This window comes from Enterobacter sp. ECC-219 (genome assembly GCF_043966805.1).
Classification (GTDB): Bacteria; Pseudomonadota; Gammaproteobacteria; order Enterobacterales; family Enterobacteriaceae; genus Enterobacter; species Enterobacter cloacae_N.
Window position 1 is genome coordinate 4,251,540 of record NZ_CP143680.1, and the last position, 24,808, is coordinate 4,276,347.

General features: G+C 54.0%; 21 protein-coding genes and 1 tRNA gene. 4 read left to right on the forward strand and 18 right to left on the reverse strand.

Going from position 1 to position 24,808, the window contains the following annotated elements:
- Positions 1 to 49 precede the first annotated feature (49 nt).
- Positions 50 to 982, reverse strand: coding sequence for a 50S ribosomal protein L3 N(5)-glutamine methyltransferase (prmB, locus tag V1603_RS20260; protein WP_039023972.1), 933 nt, complete (start codon positions 980 to 982; stop codon positions 50 to 52).
- A 145-nt stretch (positions 983 to 1,127) separates the two neighbouring features.
- Here prmB and smrB point away from each other — a divergent pair, with 145 nt between their 5' ends.
- Complete coding sequence (smrB, locus tag V1603_RS20265; protein ID WP_395313169.1) at positions 1,128 to 1,679, forward strand: endonuclease SmrB; 552 nt, start codon at positions 1,128 to 1,130, stop codon at positions 1,677 to 1,679.
- Positions 1,680 to 1,725: 46 nt separating this feature from the next.
- On the opposite strand, the gene sixA is transcribed toward smrB, so the two are convergent.
- The 4 genes from sixA to V1603_RS20285 form a co-directional block, all read right to left on the reverse strand.
- Positions 1,726 to 2,211, reverse strand: a complete 486-nt coding sequence (gene sixA / locus V1603_RS20270) for a phosphohistidine phosphatase SixA (protein ID WP_003861375.1) — start codon at positions 2,209 to 2,211, stop codon at positions 1,726 to 1,728.
- 209 nt (positions 2,212 to 2,420) lie between these two features.
- Complete coding sequence (gene fadJ, locus V1603_RS20275; protein WP_395313170.1) at positions 2,421 to 4,568, reverse strand: fatty acid oxidation complex subunit alpha FadJ; 2,148 nt, start codon at positions 4,566 to 4,568, stop codon at positions 2,421 to 2,423.
- Positions 4,568 to 5,878, reverse strand: a complete 1,311-nt coding sequence (fadI, locus tag V1603_RS20280; protein WP_395313171.1) for an acetyl-CoA C-acyltransferase FadI — start codon at positions 5,876 to 5,878, stop codon at positions 4,568 to 4,570. Before fadI ends, fadJ begins: the two co-directional genes overlap by 1 nt.
- A gap of 225 nt (positions 5,879 to 6,103) precedes the next feature.
- Positions 6,104 to 6,388: a YfcZ/YiiS family protein gene (locus V1603_RS20285; protein WP_023294142.1), complete on the reverse strand. Its 285-nt coding sequence runs from the start codon at positions 6,386 to 6,388 to the stop codon at positions 6,104 to 6,106.
- A 372-nt stretch (positions 6,389 to 6,760) separates the two neighbouring features.
- Between V1603_RS20285 and fadL the strand changes: the two genes are divergently transcribed.
- Positions 6,761 to 8,041, forward strand: a complete 1,281-nt coding sequence (gene fadL, locus V1603_RS20290; protein WP_116338498.1) for a long-chain fatty acid transporter FadL — start codon at positions 6,761 to 6,763, stop codon at positions 8,039 to 8,041.
- Between the two features lie 44 nt (positions 8,042 to 8,085).
- Here the strand turns inward: fadL and mlaA are convergent, their stop codons facing one another.
- On the reverse strand, positions 8,086 to 8,838 hold the full coding sequence (gene mlaA / locus V1603_RS20295; protein WP_061097503.1) for a phospholipid-binding lipoprotein MlaA: 753 nt from the start codon (positions 8,836 to 8,838) through the stop codon (positions 8,086 to 8,088).
- A 315-nt stretch (positions 8,839 to 9,153) separates the two neighbouring features.
- Here mlaA and V1603_RS20300 point away from each other — a divergent pair, with 315 nt between their 5' ends.
- Together V1603_RS20300 and V1603_RS20305 are read left to right on the forward strand one after the other, a co-directional pair.
- Positions 9,154 to 10,083 (forward strand): formate/nitrite transporter family protein, encoded by a 930-nt coding sequence (locus tag V1603_RS20300; RefSeq protein WP_116338496.1) that lies wholly within the window; start codon positions 9,154 to 9,156, stop codon positions 10,081 to 10,083.
- Between the two features lie 75 nt (positions 10,084 to 10,158).
- A tRNA-Arg gene (locus V1603_RS20305) sits at positions 10,159 to 10,230 on the forward strand.
- 51 nt (positions 10,231 to 10,281) lie between these two features.
- Here the strand turns inward: V1603_RS20305 and V1603_RS20310 are convergent.
- From V1603_RS20310 to V1603_RS20365, 12 genes are all read right to left on the reverse strand, one after another.
- Entirely contained in the window at positions 10,282 to 11,613 is a 1,332-nt protein-coding gene (locus tag V1603_RS20310; protein ID WP_395313172.1) for a VasL domain-containing protein, read from the reverse strand.
- 104 nt (positions 11,614 to 11,717) lie between these two features.
- A complete protein-coding gene (locus V1603_RS20315) occupies positions 11,718 to 12,188 on the reverse strand; it encodes a hypothetical protein (protein WP_116338492.1) in 471 nt (156 codons plus the stop codon).
- A 14-nt stretch (positions 12,189 to 12,202) separates the two neighbouring features.
- Positions 12,203 to 12,658: a type VI secretion system baseplate subunit TssE gene (tssE, locus tag V1603_RS20320; protein ID WP_116338490.1), complete on the reverse strand. Its 456-nt coding sequence runs from the start codon at positions 12,656 to 12,658 to the stop codon at positions 12,203 to 12,205.
- Positions 12,658 to 13,203 (reverse strand): type VI secretion system lipoprotein TssJ, encoded by a 546-nt coding sequence (tssJ, locus tag V1603_RS20325; RefSeq protein WP_163330955.1) that lies wholly within the window; start codon positions 13,201 to 13,203, stop codon positions 12,658 to 12,660. Before tssJ ends, tssE begins: the two co-directional genes overlap by 1 nt.
- A complete protein-coding gene (gene tssG, locus V1603_RS20330) occupies positions 13,181 to 14,266 on the reverse strand; it encodes a type VI secretion system baseplate subunit TssG (protein ID WP_395313173.1) in 1,086 nt (361 codons plus the stop codon). Before tssG ends, tssJ begins: the two co-directional genes overlap by 23 nt.
- A complete protein-coding gene (tssF, locus tag V1603_RS20335; protein ID WP_395313174.1) occupies positions 14,230 to 15,984 on the reverse strand; it encodes a type VI secretion system baseplate subunit TssF in 1,755 nt (584 codons plus the stop codon). The genes tssG and tssF overlap by 37 nt, the downstream gene beginning before the upstream one ends.
- 89 nt (positions 15,985 to 16,073) lie before the next feature.
- Complete coding sequence (locus V1603_RS20340) at positions 16,074 to 16,502, reverse strand: hypothetical protein (RefSeq protein WP_395313175.1); 429 nt, start codon at positions 16,500 to 16,502, stop codon at positions 16,074 to 16,076.
- Between the two features lie 2 nt (positions 16,503 to 16,504).
- Positions 16,505 to 17,776, reverse strand: coding sequence for a PAAR domain-containing protein (locus V1603_RS20345; RefSeq protein WP_395313176.1), 1,272 nt, complete (start codon positions 17,774 to 17,776; stop codon positions 16,505 to 16,507).
- 30 nt (positions 17,777 to 17,806) lie between these two features.
- Complete coding sequence (tssA, locus tag V1603_RS20350) at positions 17,807 to 19,408, reverse strand: type VI secretion system protein TssA (RefSeq protein ID WP_395313177.1); 1,602 nt, start codon at positions 19,406 to 19,408, stop codon at positions 17,807 to 17,809.
- Positions 19,408 to 22,890 (reverse strand): ImcF-related family protein, encoded by a 3,483-nt coding sequence (locus V1603_RS20355; protein ID WP_395313178.1) that lies wholly within the window; start codon positions 22,888 to 22,890, stop codon positions 19,408 to 19,410. The genes tssA and V1603_RS20355 overlap by 1 nt, the downstream gene beginning before the upstream one ends.
- The gene (locus V1603_RS20360) at positions 22,887 to 24,095 is read right to left on the reverse strand and encodes a hypothetical protein (RefSeq protein ID WP_395313179.1); all 1,209 of its coding nucleotides are present in this window, start codon (positions 24,093 to 24,095) and stop codon (positions 22,887 to 22,889) included. The genes V1603_RS20355 and V1603_RS20360 overlap by 4 nt, the downstream gene beginning before the upstream one ends.
- Before the next feature lie 41 nt (positions 24,096 to 24,136).
- A complete protein-coding gene (locus V1603_RS20365; RefSeq protein WP_395313180.1) occupies positions 24,137 to 24,766 on the reverse strand; it encodes a hypothetical protein in 630 nt (209 codons plus the stop codon).
- Positions 24,767 to 24,808 lie beyond the last annotated feature (42 nt).

Below are 24,808 nucleotides of genomic sequence, written 5' to 3' on the forward strand. Positions count from 1 at the left end.
TGTTGTTGTTTGTGTTTGAGCGTTGTGAAACGGGCCGAAGCCCGCGGGATTAATCTTTATAAATGCTGAAGTGTTCGCGCGCGTCGAGCAGCTGCGCTTTGGTCAGCATAAAGACGCCGTCACCGCCGTTGTCGAACTCAAGCCAGGTGAACGGCACATCCGGGTACTGCTCTATCAGATGTACCATGCTGTTGCCCACTTCACAAATCAGAACGCCGTCATCGGTCAGGTAATCCGGCGCGCAGGCCAGAATGCGGCGGGTCAGCTTCAGGCCGTCAGAGCCTGACGCCAGACCCAGCTCCGGCTCGTGACGATATTCGTTCGGCAGATCGGACATGTCTTCCGCATCGACGTAAGGCGGGTTAGTGACGATCAGATCGTACTGCAGGGTCGGCAGGTCGCGGAACAGGTCAGAGCGGATCGGCGTGACGTGATGGATCAGGCCGTGCTCTTCGATGTTGTGTTCGGTCACGGCCAGCGCGTCGGTAGAGATATCGACGGCGTCCACTTCAGCTTCCGGGAAGGCGTAGGCGCAGGCAATCGCGATGCAGCCGCTGCCGGTGCACATATCGAGAATGTGCTGAGGCTGATGGCCGATCAGGCCGTCAAAGTGGTTGTTGATCAGCTCACCAATCGGCGAACGCGGTACCAGCACGCGTTCATCGACGTAAAACTCGTGGCCGCAGAACCAGGCTTTGTTGGTCAGGTAGGCGACCGGAATGCGCTCGTTTACGCGGCGGATCACGCGCTCAACGATGCGGTGTTTTTCGCTGGAGGTCAGGCGCGCGGTGCGCATGTCTTCCGGAATGTCCAGCGGCAGGTAAAGAGACGGCAGCACCAGCTGAACGGCCTCGTCCCACGGGTTGTCGGTACCGTGACCGTACCAGATATTAGCGGCGCTGAAGCGGCTAACCGACCAGCGCAACATGTCCTGTATGGTATGCAGCTCGTTTACTGCTTCATCGACAAATATTTTATCCACTCTTTCCTCCAGGGCATGCTCGCATAATTTTCGGCGGCTAGTTTGCCATGAAGACGGCGATAAATCAGCAATGACGCGTACCGCTTGAGGTTAAAAAATGCGTTTAGTCGGGTACACTATCGGAAATACGAGATGAGAATGACGAATGAAAAAGAAAACATCGCTCAGCGAGGAGGATCAGGCTCTCTTCCGCCAGCTGATGACCGGGACGCGTAAAATCGCGCAGGACACGATTGTCCACCGCCCGCAGCGTAAAAAAATCAGCGAAGTACCGATCAAACGGCTGCTGCAGGAGCAGGCGGATAACAGCCACTATTTTTCAGATGAATTTCAGCCGCTGCTCAATACGCAAGGGGCTGTGAAGTACGTGCGCGAAGACGTCAGCCATTTTGAACTGAAAAAGTTACGCCGGGGAGATTATTCGCCGGAGCTGTTTCTCGATCTGCACGGTTTAACGCAGATGCAGGCGAAACAGGAGTTGGGCGCGTTGATTGCCGCCTGTCGCCGCGAACACGTTTTTTGCGCTTGCGTGATGCACGGCCACGGTAAACATATTCTGAAGCAACAGACGCCGCTGTGGCTGGCTCAGCACCCACACGTGATGGCGTTTCATCAGGCACCGAAAGAGTACGGCGGAGATGCCGCATTGCTGGTCTTGATTGAAGTTGAGGAGTGGCAGCCGCCAGAGTTACCCTGACAGAAGGGCGGGAAACACGTAGTACCCCGCCCTGTCACACGTCACGTCAGATCGCTTTTGCCATCTTCAGGTTGCACGGACTCATTTGCCAGTTGAAGACCCCTTTGCCGGTTTCGTCGAGGGTGACGTTGGCAATGGCGGAAGTGGTGAACATTGGCGGCGTTTCGCCCGGGCACAGCTCAGATACCAGATAGCCGACCAGCGGCAGGTGGGAAATGACCAGTGCGGAAGCGACACCTTCGTTGCACAGCGCCTGAAGATAAGCGCTGACAAGGCCGACATCACCGCATGGCGTCAGTTCGGGTAAAACATCCACACTGGATGGCAGGTTCATACACTCCCCCACCACGTCCAGCGTCTGTTCTGCCCGCAGGAACGGACTCACCAGAACGCGTTCAATGTCCACTTTTTGACCTTTAAGCCATGTAGCCATCTGACGGGATTCGTCGCAGCCACAGACGGTTAAAGGACGTACTGAGTCACTGGCGGCATCGAGTGCCGCGTCGCCGTGACGCATGATAAAAACTTGCATATTGCACCGCTTTTGTTAACCAGAATCACCGGCGTTAACTACCCGCGATTAATGCTCTGAGGTAGAAAACCCGATGGCCGGGCATTGTGCCTGATCCATTCAGTGAATGAAACGCTGTTTTTTACCTCAATGGCGTAAGTATAGTCAATCTCTGTTTACAAAATCGCCAGAACAGGTTCATTCACCTCAGGATTTACCCTTCTTTGACTTCAGTTTACGAAATCAGTTTCCCTTGCAGGCCAGAATGTCTGGCCGCGCTCCGCCATCTGCAATAATTCGTCACACGGTGTAAACCGCGGACCGTATTGCGAGGCCAGACGTTGCAGAATGGCAACCACTTCACCCGCGCCGAGAGTATCCATGTAGCGGAACGGACCGCCAAGGAACGGCGGGAAACCAATACCAAATACCGCGCCGATGTCGCCATCGCGCGCGCTCTTGACCACCTGTTCACCAAAGCAGCGCGCCGCTTCATTGAGCATCATCATGACGCAACGTTCAGCGCACTGAACGGCAGACAGTTTTCCCTGACCGGTGACCGAAATAAGCCCATAAACCGAAGGGTCGACCTGTTTCTTGCTTTTACGCCCTTTCGCGCCGTAAAGATAGAAACCGCGTTCATTTTTTCTGCCTTTGCGATCGTCCTTCAAAATTGCAGAAACAATGTTTGCAGGCGGGGTAAAACGATCGCCGTATGCGGCTTCCAGCACAGGTATAATTTTAGTGCCGGTGTCTATTCCCACCTCATCCAAAAGTTGGATTGGGCCAACAGGGAAACCAAACTTTACCAGCGCCTCGTCGACGTGCTCGATTTTCTCCCCTTCCGTCAGCAGCCGCATCGCTTCGTTAATATACGGTGCCAGAATACGGTTGACGTAGAAGCCGGCCTTGTCCGCGACCACAATCGGGGTTTTGCCCTGCTTTTTCGCCAGCTTCACCACGGTGGCGATGGTTCGCGGGCTGGTCGTGGCGTGCGGGATCACCTCCACCAGAGGCATTTTTTCTACAGGACTGAAAAAGTGCAGCCCAATCACCTGCTCCGGCCGAGCAGCTTTCGCCGCGATATCGCCAATCGGTAAAGACGAGGTGTTTGAGGCGAAAATAGTGTGCGGCGCGCAGTGTTGCTCAACGTCAGCCACCATCTGCTGCTTAAGCGCCAGGTCTTCAAATACGGCTTCAATTACCAGGTCCCGGTGCGCAAAACCGCTGTAATCCGTCGTGCCGGAGATCGTCGCCAGGGTTTTATCACGCTCGCTTGCCTTGATATGGCGGCGTTTGACCTTCTGATCAAGGTTCTGCCAGCTGTACTGCAGCGCGTGGTTGATGCCCTTAGCATTGATGTCTTTGATGCGCACGGCCAATTTGCCTTTGCTGGCGGTAACAAACGCGATGCCGCCGCCCATCAGCCCACCGCCCAGCACGCCAATAGCACGGAGCGGAGCAGGCTCTCCCTCGCTGCCGGGATCTTTTTTCACCTCGGTGCTGGCGAAGAAGATACTGCGCAATGCCTGTGACTGTGGCGTCATCGCCAGCTCGCCAAAGGCTTTGGCTTCAGCGGCATAGCCGCTACTGCTTCCCTGGGACAGCCCGGTTTCGATCACTTCCAGGATCCGCTTTGCCGCCGGATAGTTGCCTTTGGTTTTTTGTTCAGTCTTTTTGCCCACCATGTTGAACAGGAGCGCACGCCCCAGTGGCCCTGCCAGCACGCGCTCGCGTACGGAGAGAGGACGCTTTGCCTGCCGCCCTTTCAGCGCAAGCTCAACGGCGGCCTCCAGTAAAATGGAGTGCGGCACCACGTCATCGACCAGACCGGCTTTCAGCGCCTGACGCGCGCGCAGCTGCTTGCCGGTTAAAATCATCTCCAGGGCGGTGCTGACCCCCACCAGGCGAGGCAAACGCTGCGTGCCGCCGGAGCCCGGTAAGAGGCCTAACTGCACTTCTGGCAACCCTAAAACAGTTTTCGGATCGTCAGTGCAAATGCGGCTGTGGCAGGCCAATGCCAGCTCCAGCCCACCGCCCAGACAGGCACCGTGGATCGCGGCAATAACCGGGACCGGCAGCGCGTGGATCTCGGCCATCACCTGCTGGCCCTGACGCGCCAGGTCTTCTGCTTCCTGGGCGCTTTTCGCTCGGGCGATCATGTTGATATCGGCGCCGGCAATAAAGTTATCCGGCTTGGCAGAGATAAAGACCAGGCCACGGACGGCTTTGTTGTCGCGGATCTGCTTTAACATCCCGCGCACCTGAACACCAAATTCGGCCTTCAGGGTATTCATCTTTTCATCAGGCACATCAATAGTGATAACAGCCACGTTATCGAGGCGAACCGTCAGGTTAAATGCAGATGTCATATCCATTATTCAGCCTCCAGAACCATTGCTGCGCCAAGTCCGCCCGCCGCGCAGGCGGTAACGAGGCCAAACCCGCCGCCGCGGCGTCGTAGCTCGTGTAATGTTTGGGTGATCATACGTGCGCCCGTGGCTGCGAACGGATGGCCGTAGGCAATCGAGCCCCCCAACACGTTGAATTTGCTCTGATCCACTTCGCCAGTGGCATGGGCGCGGCCCAGCACGTCGCGCGCGAAACGCTCGGTTGCCAGCAGCTGGACGTTTGCCAGAGTTTGCGCGGCAAAGGCTTCGTGCATATCAATCAGGGTTAAATCTCCCAGCGTCAGCCCCGCGCGATCCAGCGCCAGCGGCGTGGACCAGGCCGGACCCAGCAGCATGTCCTGCCAGACATCAATGGCGGTGAAGGCATAGCTGCGCAAATAGCCCAGGGGGGTAATGCCAAGCTCCTTCGCGCGGGATTCCGTCATCAGGATAACGGCGGCAGCCCCATCGGTGAGCGGCGTACTGTTGGCCGCCGTCACGGTGCCGTGCTTGCGGTCAAACGCCGGGCGCAGTTTGGCGTAATCCGCCAGTGTCGAGGTACCGCGAATATTGTTATCTTCCGCGAGCGGTTCACGGTAGGGCGGAATATAGGCGGTCATCACCTCATCGGTGAGCTTGCCCTCCGACCAGGCTTTCGCTGCCAGCTGATGCGAGCGATGCGCCAGCGCATCCTGCTGCTCGCGGGTGATACCGTAGGTTTTGGCCATCTGCTCGGCAGTATCGCCCATTCGCAGGCCTGTGGAGTACTCTGCTACGGCAGGTGGCACGGGCATAAGGTCGCGCAGGCGTAAACGCGAGAAGAGTTTGAGCTTCGCACCGGTGGTGCGGGCTTTATTGGCATCAACCAGAATGCGGGCCAGTTTTTTACTGACGCCAATCGGCAGTACGGAGGAAGAATCGGCGCCACCTGCGATCCCGGCGCGAATAGTGCCCGCCATCAGGCTTTCCGCCACGTTTGCTACCGCCTGGAAGCTGGTCGCGCATGCGCGGCTGACGCTGTAGGCGTCGGTGTGAACATTCATGCCGGTACCGAGAACAATTTCCCGCGCAATGTTGGGGGCTTCAGGCATCTGTACGACCTGGCCGAAGACCAGCTGTTCGATGACCTCAGGCGGGATTTCGCTGCGAGCCAGCATCTCCCCCACTACCATTTTCCCCAGATCGACAGCAGGAATACCGTGAAACGCCGTCGCCTGACGCGCAAACGGCGTACGCAGTCCGCTGACAATGGCAATGCGGTCACCCTGTCGGGTGATTAGCGGTAATGGCTGACTCATAACCTTCCCCTGTAAAAAATTTTACATGAATATAAAGTGGTCTGACCTGATAACAGTCTTAACCATTTTTTTACATTCAGCCAATCAGGGAAGCATAAAAATGCGAGCTAAAACACAGAGAAGAAAAAGAAAATGCCCCAGGGAAAAAGCAAAACGGTAACCCACAGGTTACCGTTTTTAGTGTTTGCTCCCTCTCCCGTGGGAGAGTGCGCCAAACCGCAGGAATTAACGCAGGCCTAACTGGAAAATCAGCGTTTCAGCTTCGCAGGCAAACACAAAGTCGATATCCAGCTTCACGCCGCCTTCCACTTCAGTGAAGGTAGATTTGATTTCACACGGATCGGACTCCACATCACGCGCGCGCTTGCTTAGCGCGGCCAGCGTTTCTTCGGCTTCGGCGCGGTTGGTGAACACACGGCTGTAAGACGCGGTGCAATCGGAGTTGTCCATGATGGTGCCAACATCCATACAGCAGCAAACCGGGGTTTCATCAGCACTGCATTTACTCATAGCTCAATTTCCTCTGTATTCGCGCAGCGCGCGAGATAAACACGATGCTGATATTTTACGCCCCAGCGCTGGCTCTCTCCAGCCGTTAATGGCGCAAAATCGGATAAGTGACCGATATCACACTAAAAAATGATCTAAAACAAAAACCACCCTTTTGGGTGAGCCGCGATGGTCACAATTTTGCCAACCAGATCTCGTTTCAAGAAACATGTTTGAAAATATTAATAAACAAACTTGCAACATTCCGGCTGGTCGGACCTATACTCTGGCCACTGGTCTGATTTGTCTGTCATACCTCAGACCCTACACTTCGCGCTCCTGTTACGGTATGTAACAATTATTGAATAAAAATAACTCAATGAGGTTATGGTCATGAGCCAGAAAACCCTGTTCAACAAGACTGCGCTGGCAGTCGCAGTGGCAATCGTCTCTACTTCCGCCTGGTCAGCGGGCTTTCAGCTAAACGAATTTTCTTCCTCTGGCCTTGGCCGTGCGTATTCAGGGGAAGGTGCAATCGCTGATGATGCTGGTAACGCAAGCCGTAACCCTGCATTAATCATGATGTTCGATCGCCCGACCTTCTCTGCTGGTGCGGTGTATATCGATCCTGATGTCAACATTTCCGGCACGTCACCTTCTGGTGCGAGCCTGAAAGCAGATAACATTGCGCCAACGGCGTGGGTCCCTAACCTGCACTTCGTTGCACCAATCAATGAACAATTTGGCTGGGGCGCATCCGTCACGTCTAACTATGGCCTTGCTACCGAGTTCAACAACAACTACCCGGCAGGCGAATACGGCGGTAAAACAGACCTGACAACGTTGAACCTGAACCTGAGCGGTGCTTATCGTCTGAACGACAGCTGGAGCTTCGGTTTGGGCTTTGATGCCGTCTACGCCGATGCAAAAATTGAGCGTTACTCCGGAGAACAGACGGCTCGCCTGCCGAAAAACAGCAACAAAATTGCCAGCCTGAAAGGCGATGAGTGGGGCTATGGCTGGAACGCCGGTATTCTGTACGAGCTGGACAAAAACAACCGTTGGGGCCTGACCTATCGTTCCGAAGTGAAAATTGACTTCGACGGCGATTACAAGAGTGGCATCCTGGCGCCAGTCAACAGCCTGGTTCCTGGCGCGGGTACCACCATCCCGTGGGGGACTTCCGGTCAAACTGTCCCTGGTTCACTGTCACTGCATCTGCCAGAAATGTGGGAAGTCTCCGGTTACAACCGCGTTGCGCCGCAGTGGGCTATTCACTATAGCCTGGCCTATACCAGCTGGAGCCAGTTCCAGGAGCTGAAAGCGACCGGCACCAACGGTCAAACGCTGTTCTATAAGGACGAGAGTTTCCACGACGCCTATCGTATTGCGTTGGGTACAACCTATTATATGGATGACAACTGGACGTTCCGTACCGGTATCGCATTCGATGATAGCCCGGTACCGGCTGATAAGCGCTCCATCTCCATTCCGGATCAGGACCGCTTCTGGGTGAGTGCTGGCGCAACCTACGCGTTCAACGAAAATGCTTCTGTCGATGCGGGCGTGTCTTATATGCATGGTCAGAAAGTGACCTTCAAGGAAGGTCCGTACGAATTTACCTCTGAAGGTAAAGCCTGGCTGTTCGGTACTAACTTCAACTACGCGTTCTAATCGCGCAGGGATCAAAAAAGGTGAGCGTTGCTCACCTTTTTTATTTATTCCGAATCAATATCTTTGAGTTCGTTTTCAATAGCCTTCGCGTTTGGATTATCTTCCGGCTTCAGCTTGCCGCCGTTGGCGATAAAGTCATGATTCTGGAAGTACGCTTCACGCACCATAATGTACGGATCGGAAGACTGGCGCAGCAGGCCGTCTGAATCGAGCAGTTGCGCGCGGGTTTCAATCCCCTCCACCGTCCATTTACCAATCGACAGCGGCCAGGTCAGCCACGACAGGACCGGATACAGCGTATCGACCATATCGCCGCCATCATCACGCACGGTGAAGCTGCCATAGAACGGCAGATGAACGTAAGGGCCGTAACCGACGCCATAATGCCCCAGCGTACTGCCAAAACGGTGCGGCTGTTCACGCTGCAGTTTCGGGTTTGCCATACCTGCGACATCGATAAAACCGCCCATCCCCAGCAGGGAGTTCAGGAAGAAGCGCGTAAAGTGCACCATCCCCTGATACGGATCGCCCTGCAGGAAATAGTTGACCATCACCGCAGGCTCTTCCAGGTTACTGGTAAAATTGCTTAACCCGTTACGCGCGGGCTGTGGAACGTAATCGCGCCATGCTACTGCCACCGGGCGAACCACGTACGGGTCCAGCACGTTGTAGTTGAAGCTATACATAGAACGGTTAAATCCTTCGAGAGGATCGGAGCGTCCCGTTTGCTCCCCGGAGCTGGCGCAGCCCACGAGCATCGTCGCGCCCAGCGCAAGCGCCGACAGCCGAAGTTTCATAAATATCTCCCTGTTCAGTATGGCTATCGTTGATTGCCATCCGTAACGGAGCATCTGGCGCTCCGTCTGAAAACGTGCAAGTGATTGTAACAGCACGTTTACCGATGTCTATGAGTTCAATTACGGGCAGTAATCACCGTGACTCTGATCTCAGCATAGCCTGACTTTTGGAATTCGTTTCGCTGGCAATTTTATAATGTCTTTGAACGAGATGTATCACCTTTGTTGTCATTCCCGCCAATTTAAGAGCATCCCCACAGGCATCCCGACAAAAGCCGCTACGCTTAAAAGAAAGATCAACCTCCGGGAGCAGATATGAAAGACGTGGGCGAAGAAAAAATTGGCGAGAGTAATGAGGAACATGAAATTGAAAGCGAGGAGAAAGCGCGCGGTGAGAAGATAGAAATTGATGAAGATCGCCTCCCTTCCCGCGCGATGGCCATCCACGAGCATATCCGCCAGGATGGCGAAAAGGAGATGGAGCGTGACGCGATGGCCCTCTTCTGGTCAGCCATCGCTGCAGGACTGTCAATGGGCGCCTCGCTGCTCGCGAAAGGAATATTTCATGTGCAGCTGGAGGGCGTACCCGGCGGATTTTTACTGGAGAACCTCGGCTATACCTTCGGCTTTATTATCGTCATCATGGCCCGCCAGCAATTATTTACTGAGAACACCGTAACCGCCGTTCTGCCGGTGATGCAAAACCCTACCCTCGGTAATTTCGGTTTATTGATGCGGCTCTGGAGCGTGGTTCTGCTGGGAAATATCATCGGCACGGGTATTGCGGCCTGGGCGTTCGAATATATGCCGATTTTTGATGAACCCACCCGGGACGCGTTTGTGAAGATCGGTATGGATGTCATGAAAAACACGCCGGTCGAAATGTTCTCTAATGCCATCATCTCCGGGTGGATTATCGCCACGATGGTATGGATGTTTCCTTCAGCCGGCAGCGCTAAAATTGTGGTGATCATACTGATGACCTGGCTGATTGCGCTGGCGGATACCACGCATATCGTGGTCGGTACCGTTGAAATACTCTACCTGGTCTTTAACGGCACGCTTCACTGGAGCGATTTTTTCTGGCCGTTCGCCCTTCCGACGCTGGCAGGGAATATCTGCGGCGGAACGTTTATCTTCGCGCTGTTAAGTCATGCCCAAATACGTAACGACATGTCTAATAAACGCAAAGCAGAACTTAAGGCGCAGGCAAATAAGGATAAAGCGGCAAAAAAATCAACCTGAATGGTGACTCTTTGAGCAGTCAGGCGGCAATGCGCTTAACGCAAAGTGTAAATAACGGTATACTCGTGCCGCCTCGTCCCCTTAGTTAAATGGATATAACGAGCCCCTCCTAAGGGCTAGTTGCAGGTTCGATTCCTGCAGGGGACACTTTGACCTACCTCTGTTTTTCGCCCAAATTAGCCCGTTCGCTGCAAAAACTCATTGAGCAGAAGCATCCTGCTTTATTTGAGCATAACGCGCTGCCAGTTGCTTTAGATGCAGCTCAAGCTGGGTCTTTTCAGCTTCAGGGAGCGCAATTCCTGCAGGATACTGCGACAGGCGCCTGAGTTGCTCTTCAGCCGGTATCGCATGGTTAAATGACTGCATAGTTGAAAAAACCACGGATTTAAGCTCACTTACGGTTATATATTTTCCCTTTTGCTCATCCAGACTACTCAGCCGATCACTCAGTTGCTGAAGCGTCATCATCCCCTGATGCCAGCTGTTCATTGCGTCTACCGGCAACGCCGTCGCGTTAAACTTTTTTTGCCACTGTATTATCAGCGCCTTAGCCTCTTCAGGCCGCAATGCCTGGAGCTGCTCTAACAGCTGAAGGCTATAGGAAATACTCCAGTCAGGAGGCAGTTTATCCAGTCTTGCAAGCTGCTGCTGCGTATCTGAGATAAACGTGGAAGGTAAAGTGCCTCGCTGCGTTAATGCGTCTTGCTGAACAGGCGTTAGCGCTTCAGGTAATGGTGCGAGAGAAGCGACGACCTGAGCCGTTAATGGATCGGGTCTCGACAGAAAGCCCCCACCCCACGCCACGGCGAGGCTAACCACCAGCATAGAACACATCCCGGCGATAAAGGTTTTCCATGGTGTGACAGACCCGTGCTCTGTCGGACGATCCTCTTTATCCGGCTGATTTTCCTGCTGCACAACGTAGACCCATTTCACTTCGTCAATCGGTTCTACCCTCTCCTGAGGGAATTCGCGACCGGGCATTATCATCGCATTCAAATCTGATGCGTCATTACTGCTTTCCAGCCGTTCAGCACTTGAACGTATCAACGTTCGTAACGTATCGAACTGGCTAAGGTGTTTGAGCTCAAGGCGCTGGAGCACTGCGCTCAGGCTGATAAGCAACGCTTCAGCACTATAAAGCTCACTAAGATGGCTGTTGTTGAATGGAAGCATACGCATGCGCTGCTGGAGGCGCTGGCTCAGACCATTAAGGATTTCCAGACGCGCGTGTAGTGTTTTCGGCCAGAAAAAGTCCCACTGGTGGCTAATCAGGGCCTCCAGAATTGCCAGCCCTTCGTTCAGGCCAGCTAATCCAGACAGGTGAGTACGGGCAAGGGTGTACCAGGCCGCAGTCTGCAACTCCACACCGTTCTGTTCAAACAGAGAGAGGCAGAGTTTTTCGGCATATTGCCAGTTCACATCCGGGCGGGCAGGATGCGTCAGCTTGCTGATTTCATCGCGGAGGGCGGCGTAATCTGGCAGCGTACGCGGGTCGCCGCCGGTTTTTAACGTTATATGTGTGGTCATCCTGGAGAGCCTGCATATCCGTATCGGTTAATTTCGTCAGTTGAGGTGTAAGGCTAATTTGCGATTAAAAATGCAATGACGAATAAAAGGAATGAATGTTATCGCTATGACAACAGCGCTAAAATCAGGCCAAAAAAAACACCTTCATCGAATAATTGTCCTGACCGGGATGGCGTATCAGGGAAAGTAAAGGTCCAGTCACTCACACTCCCCACCCGCATGAACAGGCGACCTTGAGAAATAACCTTTTCCCCGGAACAGAATGTTATTTCGACACAGCCAGCCACGCCCTGTCCATACAGAAAAATCGGCATAAACTTTACCGCCCGACTGTCATAACGCAGAACGATACCGGAAATATCAAAAGCCCCGCCCTCCACCAGCAGGTCCGGAACGGATACAGTCAGTGGCTCTACGTTGAGTCCGGTCCCCGTCAGCCACTCATCCATCTGCGTCTGAAGCTGCGCCATTCGCAGGCGAAACTCTGCAATATCAATCTGACTCTTACTGCCAGGAGAAACCGGAGCGGGTTGTCGGGAGTGCAGCTCCTTCAGGAACTGTGATTTTAATGACATGGTGTTATCTGACCTTATATACGGGTTGACGTGTCGAGATACTGCTGTTGCCTGAGATGCCGCAACAGAACCCGCCCTTCGGGCATAAACTCGGTGCCGTAGCGCACCAGGCCAATCCCTTTGAGTTCAGCGTCAATGGCATAGCGCAGTTCGCCGGGTACGTTCTGCTCCAGCAGAACCACGTCTATTTTTTTCAGTCGGGGTTCATATTTAAGCAGGACAGTCGAGAGGGTGCTCATGAGTTCATGAGCCGTTCCCGGCATACCCTGCAGGATTTTCGTCATATCAGGCAACCCGTAGTCGGGCAGATGCGCCAGCGTGCCGGCGCGACAGTTAAGAACGCGCTGCATGTTATCCAGCACCGAGAGGATGACCTGATTTTCTTCAGTGACCTGATGCAGATCGAGGCCGCCGGTAAAATTTCCGGTCAGCATCTCATACAGCGAAGGCGTGTTATGTCCCTGGGGCATCAGTCATCCTTAAGCGGTTGCAGCGTCAGATGGTTCTCGCCGGCTTCCAGAATGCGCGGTTTATCCGGATCCAGATCGCTGCGCTTGATAACCAGCTTCCAGGTGTCGTTGGTCATGTCCGGATGGCGGAACAGCCCCACTACCGCGACAAACTGCGCCTCTTCTTCCATCGGCATATCAAGGCTTGCATCACCGCCCGGTTTCACCACGACATTACGACTGGCCAGCATGTCGTCTTTCAGAATGCTGGCATCGACCTCCAGCAGCTGCTGGTAAACCGTCTTATCAAAGATTTTGCGGTCTTTGAGCTGGTAAACCCGGACCACGACAGGCTCAGAAAGCGAGTTATTTTCGCGAGAGTCGGTGTTCAGCGCCTCACGCGCGGTGAAATCCAGGTGCAGGATTTTAATTTTTTTATAGAACACAGAATTAAACGCCGATTTAGTACCGTCGGTGACGCTCTGCGTCACGCCGCAACCTGTCAGAGCGAGCGCCATCAGAGGCATCAACCAGCGCGTGGTCTTAGTTAAACTTGTACGTAACACGTCGGTTTCCTTGTTGTGGTTTCGCGGGCTCCAGCCCGCTGTAATAGCCCAGCTCTGTCGTAAAGGTTTCAGGAATATCATCAGGATGGCTATTATCTTCGGCGCCCAGCACGCCGTTCATTCCCAGCCAGAAAGGGTTTTCACCCAGCGGTGGTACGGCCAGCAGTCGGACTGAAGTGGTCAGGGTGATTCTGGCCTTGAACCGCCAGCCCAGATACACCCGCAGCATAACCAGAAAATCCTGGTACAACTGGCCATCCGGCTTCCAGCCCTGCGCTTCCCGTTCATTATCCGTTGCGAGAGCAACCAGCAGTTGGCTACCGGCATCCATCGCTTCGTCACCCAGCGGCGTATTACCATCCAGCAGAAAATCTTCGTCACCGTAAAAACCCAGCGGCCTGTCGATCTCTACAGATCGGAGACAATACGGACTCACCTGCACGGATGTATCGGGAGCCAGCAGACTCACCAGTGCCTGCATCCCTTCCTGGGTTTTGCCCGGCTGCTGCAGCACTCCCAGCAGTGCCAGAAAACGCGACACTGGCATGGCAATATGATTTGCCGTACCCGGTATTCCCAGCCCCACGAGACCCAATAACGACTGTGAAATGCTGTCGGTTCCGCCGGGCTCAAACGTGGCCGGGTAGGAGTATTTACGCCAGATGCGGTAAAACTGCGTCAGAATGCGATGGCTGAAAATATCCAGAAAGCCCTGCAGCGCCTCATGCCCTTCCCGGCGCTGGGTGATGTCATCGAGATAGGCCGTCGGTAAGGGTGAGTCGACGCCGTACATGCCCATAAAGGTTGTGCGGATAACCGGAGGCTTACCGCCATTGTCTTCGTCATATTCAACGGACTTCAGTTCGCTGACCGGAAACCCCATCCCCGGATGCGGCGCAAAACGTACCGGGTCATCGGCGGGATGACTGGTTGAGCCCATCAGCGGCCTTCCCGGATTACGCTTCTCCAGCAGCTGACATAAACGGTAAAAGTTAATGCGGTGAAGATCGGCCTCCAGCCGTGGCGTCAGCCGGGAATGCGGCGGTTGTGTTTCTCTTGCCATTCCAGGCGCTCTCCGGTCGGTTGCAGGATGATAATCAGGCGGTTAAACAGGTAGATGTCGGTGTAGAGCGCGAAGAAGCGGCTCAGCATCTCGCCGAAAAGGCAGATGTCGCCGCGTCCGGCAAAACCGTGGCTGTCCAGCGTCACCTCAATCTGCACACCGCGGACCAGGTAGCCCTGCTCAAATCGTTCGGTTTCACCGTGCTTCACGTCGATGATGGCTTCCAGGCGACGGCGGTTCATCTCGCTGTCCGTCCACTCGTACAGCGCCAGGGTACCCCGCAGCACGTCGGCATTATCCATCATCGACAGAAACCTGCTGCCGAGATGGCTCAGCACGCGCCAGTGGAAACGATCCTGTGCCGGTGGATAACAGGGCAGCGTTGGCGCGCAAAGGTTGCGCACGACGATGCTGGCCGAGGTGGTTTTCATCACCGTATCGAGCACGGTACTTTGCAGCGCCCGTCGCGGTAGCTGGCCGTTGGTGCCGGTGAGCGTCAGGGACAGACTTTCATCTTCCGGGACGGTGTGGTTGTCAAAGGCTTCGCCACCCAGGATAAGCCAGGTATTGTGTAGCCCTGACGGACCGCGCCGAACGCGGGTGTGATAATAATATTCCGGCGCTTCATGGCGCATCATTCCACCTTTATGGCGGAAGCTCGAAAACGGCACGTAGGTATGCTGGCTGGATGACATCACCGAATCGACCGCGTAAATCTCGGTATGACCATCCTGCACGCGCATCGGCCGCAGCAGGTATTCAGTCTGCAATGAATTTAGCGTCAGCGGATCGGATTCGAGTGGGAACAGATTAATCACGGGCACGCTGTTCAGCCGAAGATGCTTTTCGGTGAAGCTGAAATCATGCTCCCAGCGTTCCGCCAGCACCACGTCAATTTCAAACCAGGGAAGCTCAGCCGGGAAGACAACGCTCTCCAGACCACGCAGGCCGGTGAACATGAATTTCTCGCGGAAGGTAAAGTACTCCAGCAGCAGTTGATAGCCGCTAAAGCTGCTGCTGCCCTTCGGCCAAAGGTCGTCGTCATCGCCAAACCCCAGCGCGCTGAAATACCCATCGAGCGGTCTTCTGTCCACCTCCCCGGGCATCCGCAGCCAGAGGCAGGCAGTGTTCATGGTAAAGGCTTCGTGCATGGCGCAGGCCAGCGGTGCATCAGCGTTGAAGTAGAGCGGGATTTGGCTGAGATCGACACGACTCCAGTCGGCAAGATGGCTGCAGTTAAACCGCAGACTGATGACCGAACGCCCGTTCGGGTCAGTCGACAGGCGGGCGTGCTCCAGCGACAGCGGCAGAAGGGTGATCTCTTTAGTTGTGGTGTACCGGCAGCGCGTGCCCTTCTCACCGATCGGCCGCGAGTTCACTTCGAAACCTTTGACGATGCGCATCTGCTCTTTCATCTCACGCCAGTCGGGTGTGAACTCCACCACCGACATCGACGGGATGGTGCGCAGGTAATGCGGCCACAGCAGGCTGACCAGCCCTTCTGTCAGTTCAGGCAGGTCGTCATCGAGCTTTTCGCGAAGCCGCCCCATCATGAAGGCAAAGCCTTCAAAAAGGCGTTCCACGTACGGGTCACGCGCGCCGGCTTTATCAAGGTTGAGCATTGCCGCCTGCTCGGGGTGAGCGCGGGCAAATTCTTCGCCGGCTTCAAGCAGGTAGCGCATTTCAGCGTCATAATAACGCAGGGTTAAATCATCCATATTTATTCTGCTTAGTAAATTGCTGCGTGTTAAACACTGAAGCAGACTACGGGAGTCTGGCACGGATAATCATAGAGAAAAGAGAACTATCAATGCTGAGTACAAAGGGACGGTTCTATGGCATATTTTTTTGCCATACTAGGCATCCAACCCGAAGGGATCCCCTGACATTCTGTGTAACCTTTATGCATTAAAGATGCTGTGTATCTTTCTGAAAAGATAGACATTCCCAGGACAGTTAACCCTAAGATGATAAACGTTGTTTTCAGTAATTTTTTACCTGATGCAATGGTTATCTGCTTCCCGGTAAAAATAACAGGAAAAATCATCGCCAATAACGGTGAGAAAAAAAAGAAAAATGCGGCAGCAAAAGTTACCCAAAAAGAGAAGTTAACGACATCGGGGTAAGAAAGGTATTCTCGCAACTTAAAAATACCGAGATATGAAATCCCGACGGAAATCGCCAGGAAGAATACCATTCCGAAAAATGCAATTACACGTTGTTTAAGAGGATACATTATCAATAATCCATTGGAATAATTTCTTGTAGTGTTTCACGCAGGTATTTCCTGGTTTCTGCAATCACGAACTCTCTCCCTGTCCGTAGCATCCCATCCAGATACATAGCTCCAAGATCCCAGAATCCGTCCTCGATCTCGCGAGCTTTATCAACAAATTCCTGCTGTGCATTCTCAATCAATTCAACAAGCTTATCAGTGACTTTAAAGTGATCGTCAAGTACGTTCAATGCGATGCTCGCCCCAAGACCAACAAGTACGACAGCCACGATCGGGCCAATAACAAATGGAGTCATTGTCAATAAGGCACCGGCCCCCCAACTGACAGCAGACGCTATACCGATTTTTACGGCATCTGTTGCCAGCGAGCCGATAAATTCAGCCAGACTGGTATCATCATTCATTATGAAATCAATAGTACGATACGCGAGAGCGAAATAAAACGTTATAACAGTGCCTTCGACAATAGCACTCTTAACACCAAACTTCCCAATCCCCAGGCTGACGACCTTGGGATTTTTAAGCGCATATACAGGCGCGTTTAATATTTTTCGTATCCCTGCATATCCAGTAAGCTTTATGAGCTCAGTTCCATTTTTATTTACATACACCGTAGATTTAATGTCATACAGTTTTAAATCGGCAATAAGCATGGTTGTTGTAATGGCGTCTTTAATACCCAGGCCATAATTTACTGCAATCTGTCCCGGCTGACTTTGTGTCAGGTCCACCCAACCATTTTTGTAAAACCCCCATGACGACAGTATTTCATATACTTCGCCGAGGGTAAGTAGCATAACTTCCTGGCTATTGGCCTGCAGCATGGCTCTTAAATTACTATCCGGGAAGTTACGTGTATTACGTAATGCCGGGTAATCTGGCACAAAAGCAGATGGTTTTTGCTCACCGGTCAGATAACCAGGCAATTCAGGAGAAGTTTGCGTCGAAGCCGCTGTAAAGCCTGCTGCCGATTCTCCAGAGGAAGATCCACTGCTCTTCTCGTACGTATCATCCATCATTGATGGAATAAACTTCGCCTTGCAGGGGCAGGTACTGTAGCTGTCGAGGGTTCCGGCCATTCGCCGGTCATGAATGGTATCGTTGTCGATGCCACCGGCTATCTTGAAAAGCCCGGCATGTTTACCGCAGGTCACGCTGTCCTGTTCCCGGGCAACCGGTTTATCAAACAGAGTGTGATCCTCTGCGCCCGTGGTGATTTTCCCGCCGCAGGTCGTCTTGTCGCCCTGCACCAGGTAAAAGCCTTCTGCTGCCATATTTTTCCCTTTAGCTGAATTCTGTCCGGGTTATCCGCAAAGCACTGCACTGCTTGCCGGATCGAGCGCAATCAGACCGGACAGAAGTAAATCCATCTCGGGCTGAAGTCGTGATTTATCGGTTTCACTGCGTGTGGCTTTCATGCGCAGCAGTCTGAGGCGACGCGATTTCACTTCAAACAGCAGTGCCGGTGTCCACTGCGTGAGGGTGATTGACTGTGCGGCACTGTCGAGCTCACCCAGCAAATGCAGCGCCAGTTCATTTTTGCCCTTCTGCTCGGCTATACGGGCCATCAGCAGACGCAGCAGCCATTTGTCTTTTGCGGAGTCGGCGCCCGGGCGAGTCTGCAGCCAGTGAAGTGTGGCATCCAGACCATCAGTATCCGCTTTCTCCAGCGCTTCCGGCTCAAGAGCCAGAATATCGTTTTTATCCCCACTGTCGGCACTGACTGGCTCATCCCGCCAGCCGGACATATCGTCCAGCACGCTCTGGTTTATCCAGTTCAACGTGACCTCATCGGCAAACGGCGTACCGTCATTAAAGGCCAGGGTTTCAAGCCCGGTAAGGCGACACAGCAGCCCTTTCAGGTCGGCGGCGATGATATCAGCCAGCACATCCTGTCCCGATTTCATCAGGGCCTGGTGGATATACCACTGCAAATCCAGCCAGAGGTGATTGGCGCCACGCGAGAAGGTACTGTCCGCCTGTTCCAGTATCTCCAGCCAGCTCTGCTGCAGGTACAGGCGTTTGAGCATGGCCCGCTGGTCAGCGCGCGGCGGTTCAATGCGCGTTTTTCCTTCAGCATCCGGGGCCGGAATAGCGCTCAGCGTGTCATGACGCAGGCTTTTCATCAACCGGTGGGCGGCAAGCCAGCCATCGGGTTGATCACGCAAATATCCTGTCAGTGTACGGGCCTGAGCCAGCAAATCCTGACCGGAGGTAATGCGACTCAGAACCGGCGCGTCAGGCTCCGTCGTGTGCGTGGAGGTCTGTGACTGTGCCTTGTTACCGGCGTTCTGTGGCACCACAGCATCCACACCACCGGCTTTCATCAGGCGAGATTCCAGCGCGCTGTACAGAGTATTCAGCTCTGGCCGCGACGCTTCCGGCTCTGACTCCAGACTGTGGCGAATGAGCAGCAGCGCACCGGTAGTGCGTAGTGCATCGTCGCGTACCACTTCCGGCCAGAGTGACAGGCTGTCTAGAACACGGGAGCCTGCGAGCCACTCAAGCGCCGGTTTACGGCTCCGCTCACGCTGAGGATGAAGCTGCGTTCCATAGCACTGTAGCAATCCCGCCAGCAGTTCAAGCCCTTCGGCAAATCCGGTTTCCCCGTCCAGGTGCAAACGCGCCCAGCAGTAGTAGGTGGCGATCCGGATATCTTTGGCAGTGCTGGTCAGCAGTTTTTCGGCAAGCGTACAAATCAGCCCGGTATCGATGCCGGAAAGCTTATTGACCTCCTCCCGGATACGCTGAAAATCGTCGTCATAGCCAGGGTCTTCTCCGGCAGGACTGGTGTCACTTACCGGAGCAAGCCAGGCCTGCCAGTTTTCCGTGCGTGTTTGCGCCTGTTGCCGCAGCTGCGTGTCGTCAGCCTGACAGGCCACGACCAGATTCTGCAGTGTGCTCATTATTCGACTCCATCCATGTCACTGTTTCCGGCACTGGCCATCAGCGCCTGAGCCGTGGCGGCGCTGTCGACACTGAAGATCTGTTCCGGCAGCGTGAAGCCGTGCAGTGCCAGTAATGCCAGCGGCCCGCTGCCCAGCTGTGAGCGCATTACCCACTGCAGGGTGCGGCCATCGGAGGCGGTGAAGCTCACCATCCACTGACTACGGTCAAGCTGCTGCCGCTTGCCCTGATCCAGCCAGCGAATAAAGCCCCACGTCCCGCTGTAATCCCCAAACAGACGCGCACCGGCGTTGACCGTGGTCCAGGTCAGCATTGTCCCTGGTTTGTAAGTGTCTCCCGGCCAGCGGAAGGACTGCCAGTCGGCCATCTGGTTAAAGTAGTGCAGCTTTTGCCCATCAATGGACAACTGAGTTTCCACTACCTGCGGTGCCGGGCGTGCCTGCAGCTCGAAACTAATACCCTGACTGCCATCGGTAAACAGAATGTCTGACAGCTCGCTCAACTGATTAATCGCCCGCAGGAACGTTGGGTTAAAGTTCAGCCCCTGGCTGTTAACCTTATCCGGTACCCACTGACTGCCCTCTTTGTGCAACACACCGCTGAGTTCAGTCGTCAGGAAGCGTTCAATACGCCCGCTGTCCTTACGTATAAATTCGGCCAGCATTGGCAAGGAGGCATCGCTCTTGCTCGCGGCGAACGGGAAGCGCCCGTCAAATGCCGTGTGCCAGTTAGCCACAACTGAGCGACTCCATTTGTCATTCAGACTTGCTGCCGACGGCTGAAGTACGGTCTCCCAGGCCTGGGTCAAAGGCTGCACAAACATCGTGCTGCCAAATCCGCTCCACTCCTCGCCAAGGCTTGCCGAAATGAGGCTGCCGTACTGCTGGGTGTCGGTCAGGTCCACGCTTTTGCCTTGGAAAACGGTTTGCGCCAGGGTCTGCATCATCTCCTGCGGGTCTGAGGCGCTGGCCACCTGCTGCAGGCGCAGACGCACGCGGGTGATACGAGTCAGATAGGTCTGCAGGCTCAGAGAGTTGTCAGCCGACATGACGTTACTGCCGTTGTTTTTACCCAGAAGCTGAAGCAGCGGGCCGAAGGTTTCATCCAGTGGTCCCTGTGGGCCTGACGCTGACTGGTCAATCGCGGGTTTGTCTTTTCCGCCTACGAGGTCTTTAGCCGATTTGATGATTGAGTCTGAAAGGCCTTCGCTTTGCTGACCGGTCTGTCCCTGCCAGGCGAGGGTATTCATCAGGGCAATCAGCGGAGACTGGCGGACATCGCTCATCAGCGTCAGCTGGTCGGTAACGTCCGCAATATTGTTTGCCGGGTTCCAGCGCAGACTGTTAAGGAAGCTCAGCCAGCTGCCGGCAAAGTCAGTGAAGTAACGCTCTGTCAGGCGCGCTTTGAGCGCCTCCGGGGAGAGGTCCGCCGATACGGCTTTGCGGGATTCACTCAGCACCCAGTCGATTTCATCCTTGCGCGACGTTGCCGCCTTCTCAATGGCCTGCTGAATCCCCCCTTCCCATGCCTGACGGGTGAACATGCCCGGCACCACTTCCTCGGTGGTGAACAGGCGACGGGCATCGGTACCGCTGGTCATGTCCTCCAGAGACACATCGGCAAAATTACGGCGTACGGATTTGAGCATGTTTTCATACAGTGTGCTTTCTGCGTTGCGGCGGCCAATCTGCTGCAATAGCACCTGACGGCTCTGGCTGACCAGCTGTGCCTCAGGGGTGATTTTCCACTGTGGCTGCTTTGGCAGTTCAGAGATGTAGAAGGCCCATAAATCCGGCGACAGGCTTTGCCACAGGCCGGTTGAAATGCCCATCCGCGTCGGCTGCACGGCTTTCATGGTCTGAGCGTAATACGCACCATCGGCTTTATCCGGACGGGCCATCATCAGCCAGGCCTTCAGCTGGTCATAGCCCGGCTTCGCCAGCTGTGAACGCTGGTCGCTGCCGGGAGCGGAGCCAGCCAGCACGCTGAGCTTCTGCGTCAGGGCGTCATTTGCCGGGTCGCGGATCAGGCGGTTGTTCGCCACGCCGTACCAGGGCAGCATCGCGTCGAGTAGCTGCTGGTTATGGTCCAGACCGAAGCGCTGATACCAAGGCGCGCCTTCCTGAATACGGTGCTGCAGGCGGCCGGCTTCATTACGCAGGGTATGCAGCGCCGTCAGCTGGTAATCCGAAACGGAAGGGTGCTCCACCAGGGCGTGAGCCTGCTCAGCGACAGAAACAATCTGCATCCTGTTGACCGCAAACGACAGCAGCGTCCCCGCCCCCCAGACACCGACAATGGCCATCAGCGTCCAGGCCAGCGTCTGTTCCCAGGCCATACCAACACGGCGGCCACGAACATGGGTACAATCATCAATGATCCCCTGCCAGATCACCGGCAGGGTCAGCGCATGGCGTTGTGATTCCGGGATATATTTCTCAGCCTCGGCAGGTGCAGCACCGACGGTTTCTCCTGCGATAGCGGCGGGTTTATTCTCCGGCAGGCTGAACATCAGGCCACGCAGCAGAACGCGCTGCTGTGAGACAGACAGCCATGACACCAGTTGCTGAGCCCAGCGGGCGATACCGCCGTCTTTGAGGTGCTGGCCAAGGCGCAACAGGAAGTCGTGACCATTGTTCTCAGCAACCTGACTCACCCCCTGCGTTCGCAGGGCCGGCAGCATCAGCTCAAGCTGGCGGGTAATATCGTCAGGCCTGGCACGCAGTGGGAAACTGGCCCCTACCGGCTGCTCAGTGCGTTTTGCCTGCGACCAGGTGCTGTCACACAGTTTCCACAGCCAGACCGGGGCGGAGTAACGAAGCAGTTCGCTGATTTTTTCCAGTCCGCGTAAATCGCTGTCGCTGATTTGTGGGGTCAGATTAAGCGACTGCGGCATGACACGTACAATACCGTCCAGTGGATGCCCGCGGCGCAGTTTACGCAGCGCGGCGTATTTTTCCTTATCGGGCTCAGCAGTAAGACTGCCGCCGTAAATCAGAACGGTACGGTTACCTTCAAGCCACTGGTTTTCCTGCAGGCCGGGTACCAGCTGCTCGATTGCCACCTCATCGCCAGTGATGAGCAACAGACGGGTTTTACGACGCCAGTAAAGGCCAATACGGGAGCAGAGATGACCCCGAATCTTGTTACACATGGCCACCGCAGGGTGAACAGGCGCTTTATCATTTTCCCGCTTCTTTTTCTCATCATCACCGTTGGTGTTGTCGACAAGCGCATTAAACTCCTGTTTGCCGGCATTGCGTACCGCCGCCAGAAGCACTACGGATACGATAAGGGCGCAGCCTGAAATACATCCGCCGGCAATAAGCCAGTAAATTTGCTGCTGACTTCCGTATTCAATCCCGGCTATATCCGGATGCTTCCAGACCATGAAAGTCATAACGGCTAACAGCAAAAAGAAAATCAATGCGACAGCAAGATAGCGGCCTTCCGTAGTCTTCGGTGCTAAAGGTAGCTTCACGGATCCATCTCCTGTCGGGAAGCAATCGGGGTAATGAGCGTGCTCCACAGCACATTCTGTGTGGTATCACCGCAGATAATCATCTGTGGTAACTGAGTTTGTCGGGCGATTTCGGTGGCGGCAGCAATAGCCAGCCAGGGGGCCGCGGCACCGGCATGTCCCATAGATGTATCGAGCGAAATGACGGCTTCGTCCTCTACAAACTGCGCAGGGTGCGCATTCTGGCACTCAATAACTTCTGCACGCTGCTCACCCGTCAGCCCGGCAAGCCATAAATTTTTGACGATGTTTTCTTTGAGCGGGACGTTATAGGCGGCCATGTTCATCCCCTCCCTCAGCTCACCGGTTGGAGCAGCATCTGGCCGGTGCAGCAACGCGAGAGGTTCGAGTGCCTCCTGGGTCAGGCGGTTGCCAAGAAGCAGAGTAACGGCTGCCTCAGCAGTATTGTTTGAAACAACCGGATCAATCTGGAGGCCAACAATCAACAACATCGCATCATCTTTGATGCGGTGATCCAGCCAGTGGTTGACTACCCCCGGCCCATTGCTGTCTGTGTACTCAAGCGCGCAGGTTATGCCACTCTCCTGCCAAGCTTCCTGCCAAATATTTCTGACAGCAGGGAATGGCAGAGATGACGAGACATCAAGGATGACAACAAGCGAAGCGTTCTCAGGAAACTGGCGAACTGGAAGATCGGCAATCAGCTCTGAAAACAGACGTGAGATAACCAATCCAGGAGTATCTTCTGGTTCTGCCGTAATACGGCTCAGCCTCCTGCTTTTTTCGCCTTTCCAGTCCGGCTGCGAAATGATAATGCTGTGATTATTGAGCATATCATCAGCAACAGAACGCTGTTCGTCTTCCTGATGGGCTGTAATAAATGTCGTATTCAAAACCTGAAGTGCACGACGAGCCCTACGGGTCTCACTTAGGATCCATTGCTCCCGACGCCGGTCAAAACCATTCGCTTTACTGTCCTGTAATGACCAGGCCCACATGCGAATAGTGAAACACACAATCCACACAACTAATGGTGTGCCAATGGCCAACATCCAAAAGTGACTGTTATCGATGTATCGTCCGAATATCCGCATAAGGATCACGCTGATGACCAGCATCGCCACCAATACGGCAAGCCAACGGGATATTTTAGGTGGAACTTGCCGGGAATAACATTTCGGAAGATCTTTCAGGGAATACGACATTCATATGCTCATGCTTTAAAATTTCGAAATTTTGACTAAGGCTAGTCACCATCAAATGAAATACTCTCAAGCAACTTCAATGTTTCTTTAGATAGTTCTTCACCTTTATCATCCGAAGAATTAACACCAGAACCACATAGGGCATTATTTTTATGTATCAAACAAAAATAAACACTCTGCCCTAGCGTTCCATCTTTAAGTTTCGCCATGGCATTAACAGCCATAAAACCAGATGCATCTTTGCTTTTAACTTGAAATAGAGATAGATGATTTGCCTTCCCATTTTTCACATATGTGGCATCCGGAATTGATTTCCATAACTTATTCTTGTAGTCATAAACAATTTTATTATCAGCGGCACTAACACTGACCCCTTTGTTGTTAACTTGCTGTACATCATATCCTGCTTCAAATGCTTCACCAGAATACAGGCAAGTCCACTCCGATATTGGTGATTTTTTTTTGAAGTACTCATCATCAGACAATGCGGGGTATTTAAAATCACTAAAATGCATATTGCATGCATCAAAACTGGATGACGAAGAAATGTTGGCACTTGAATCAAATGACAGGGCTCTAGTTACAGGAACAAACCCTGCGTCAGCAGCAAGAACAGAAGCCATAGAGAAAGAACTGAAACCGATAATGAATGGCATGCAAACTTTTTTCATAACATTACGTCCTGTGCTTACATACTTACATGGGTGTCCTAA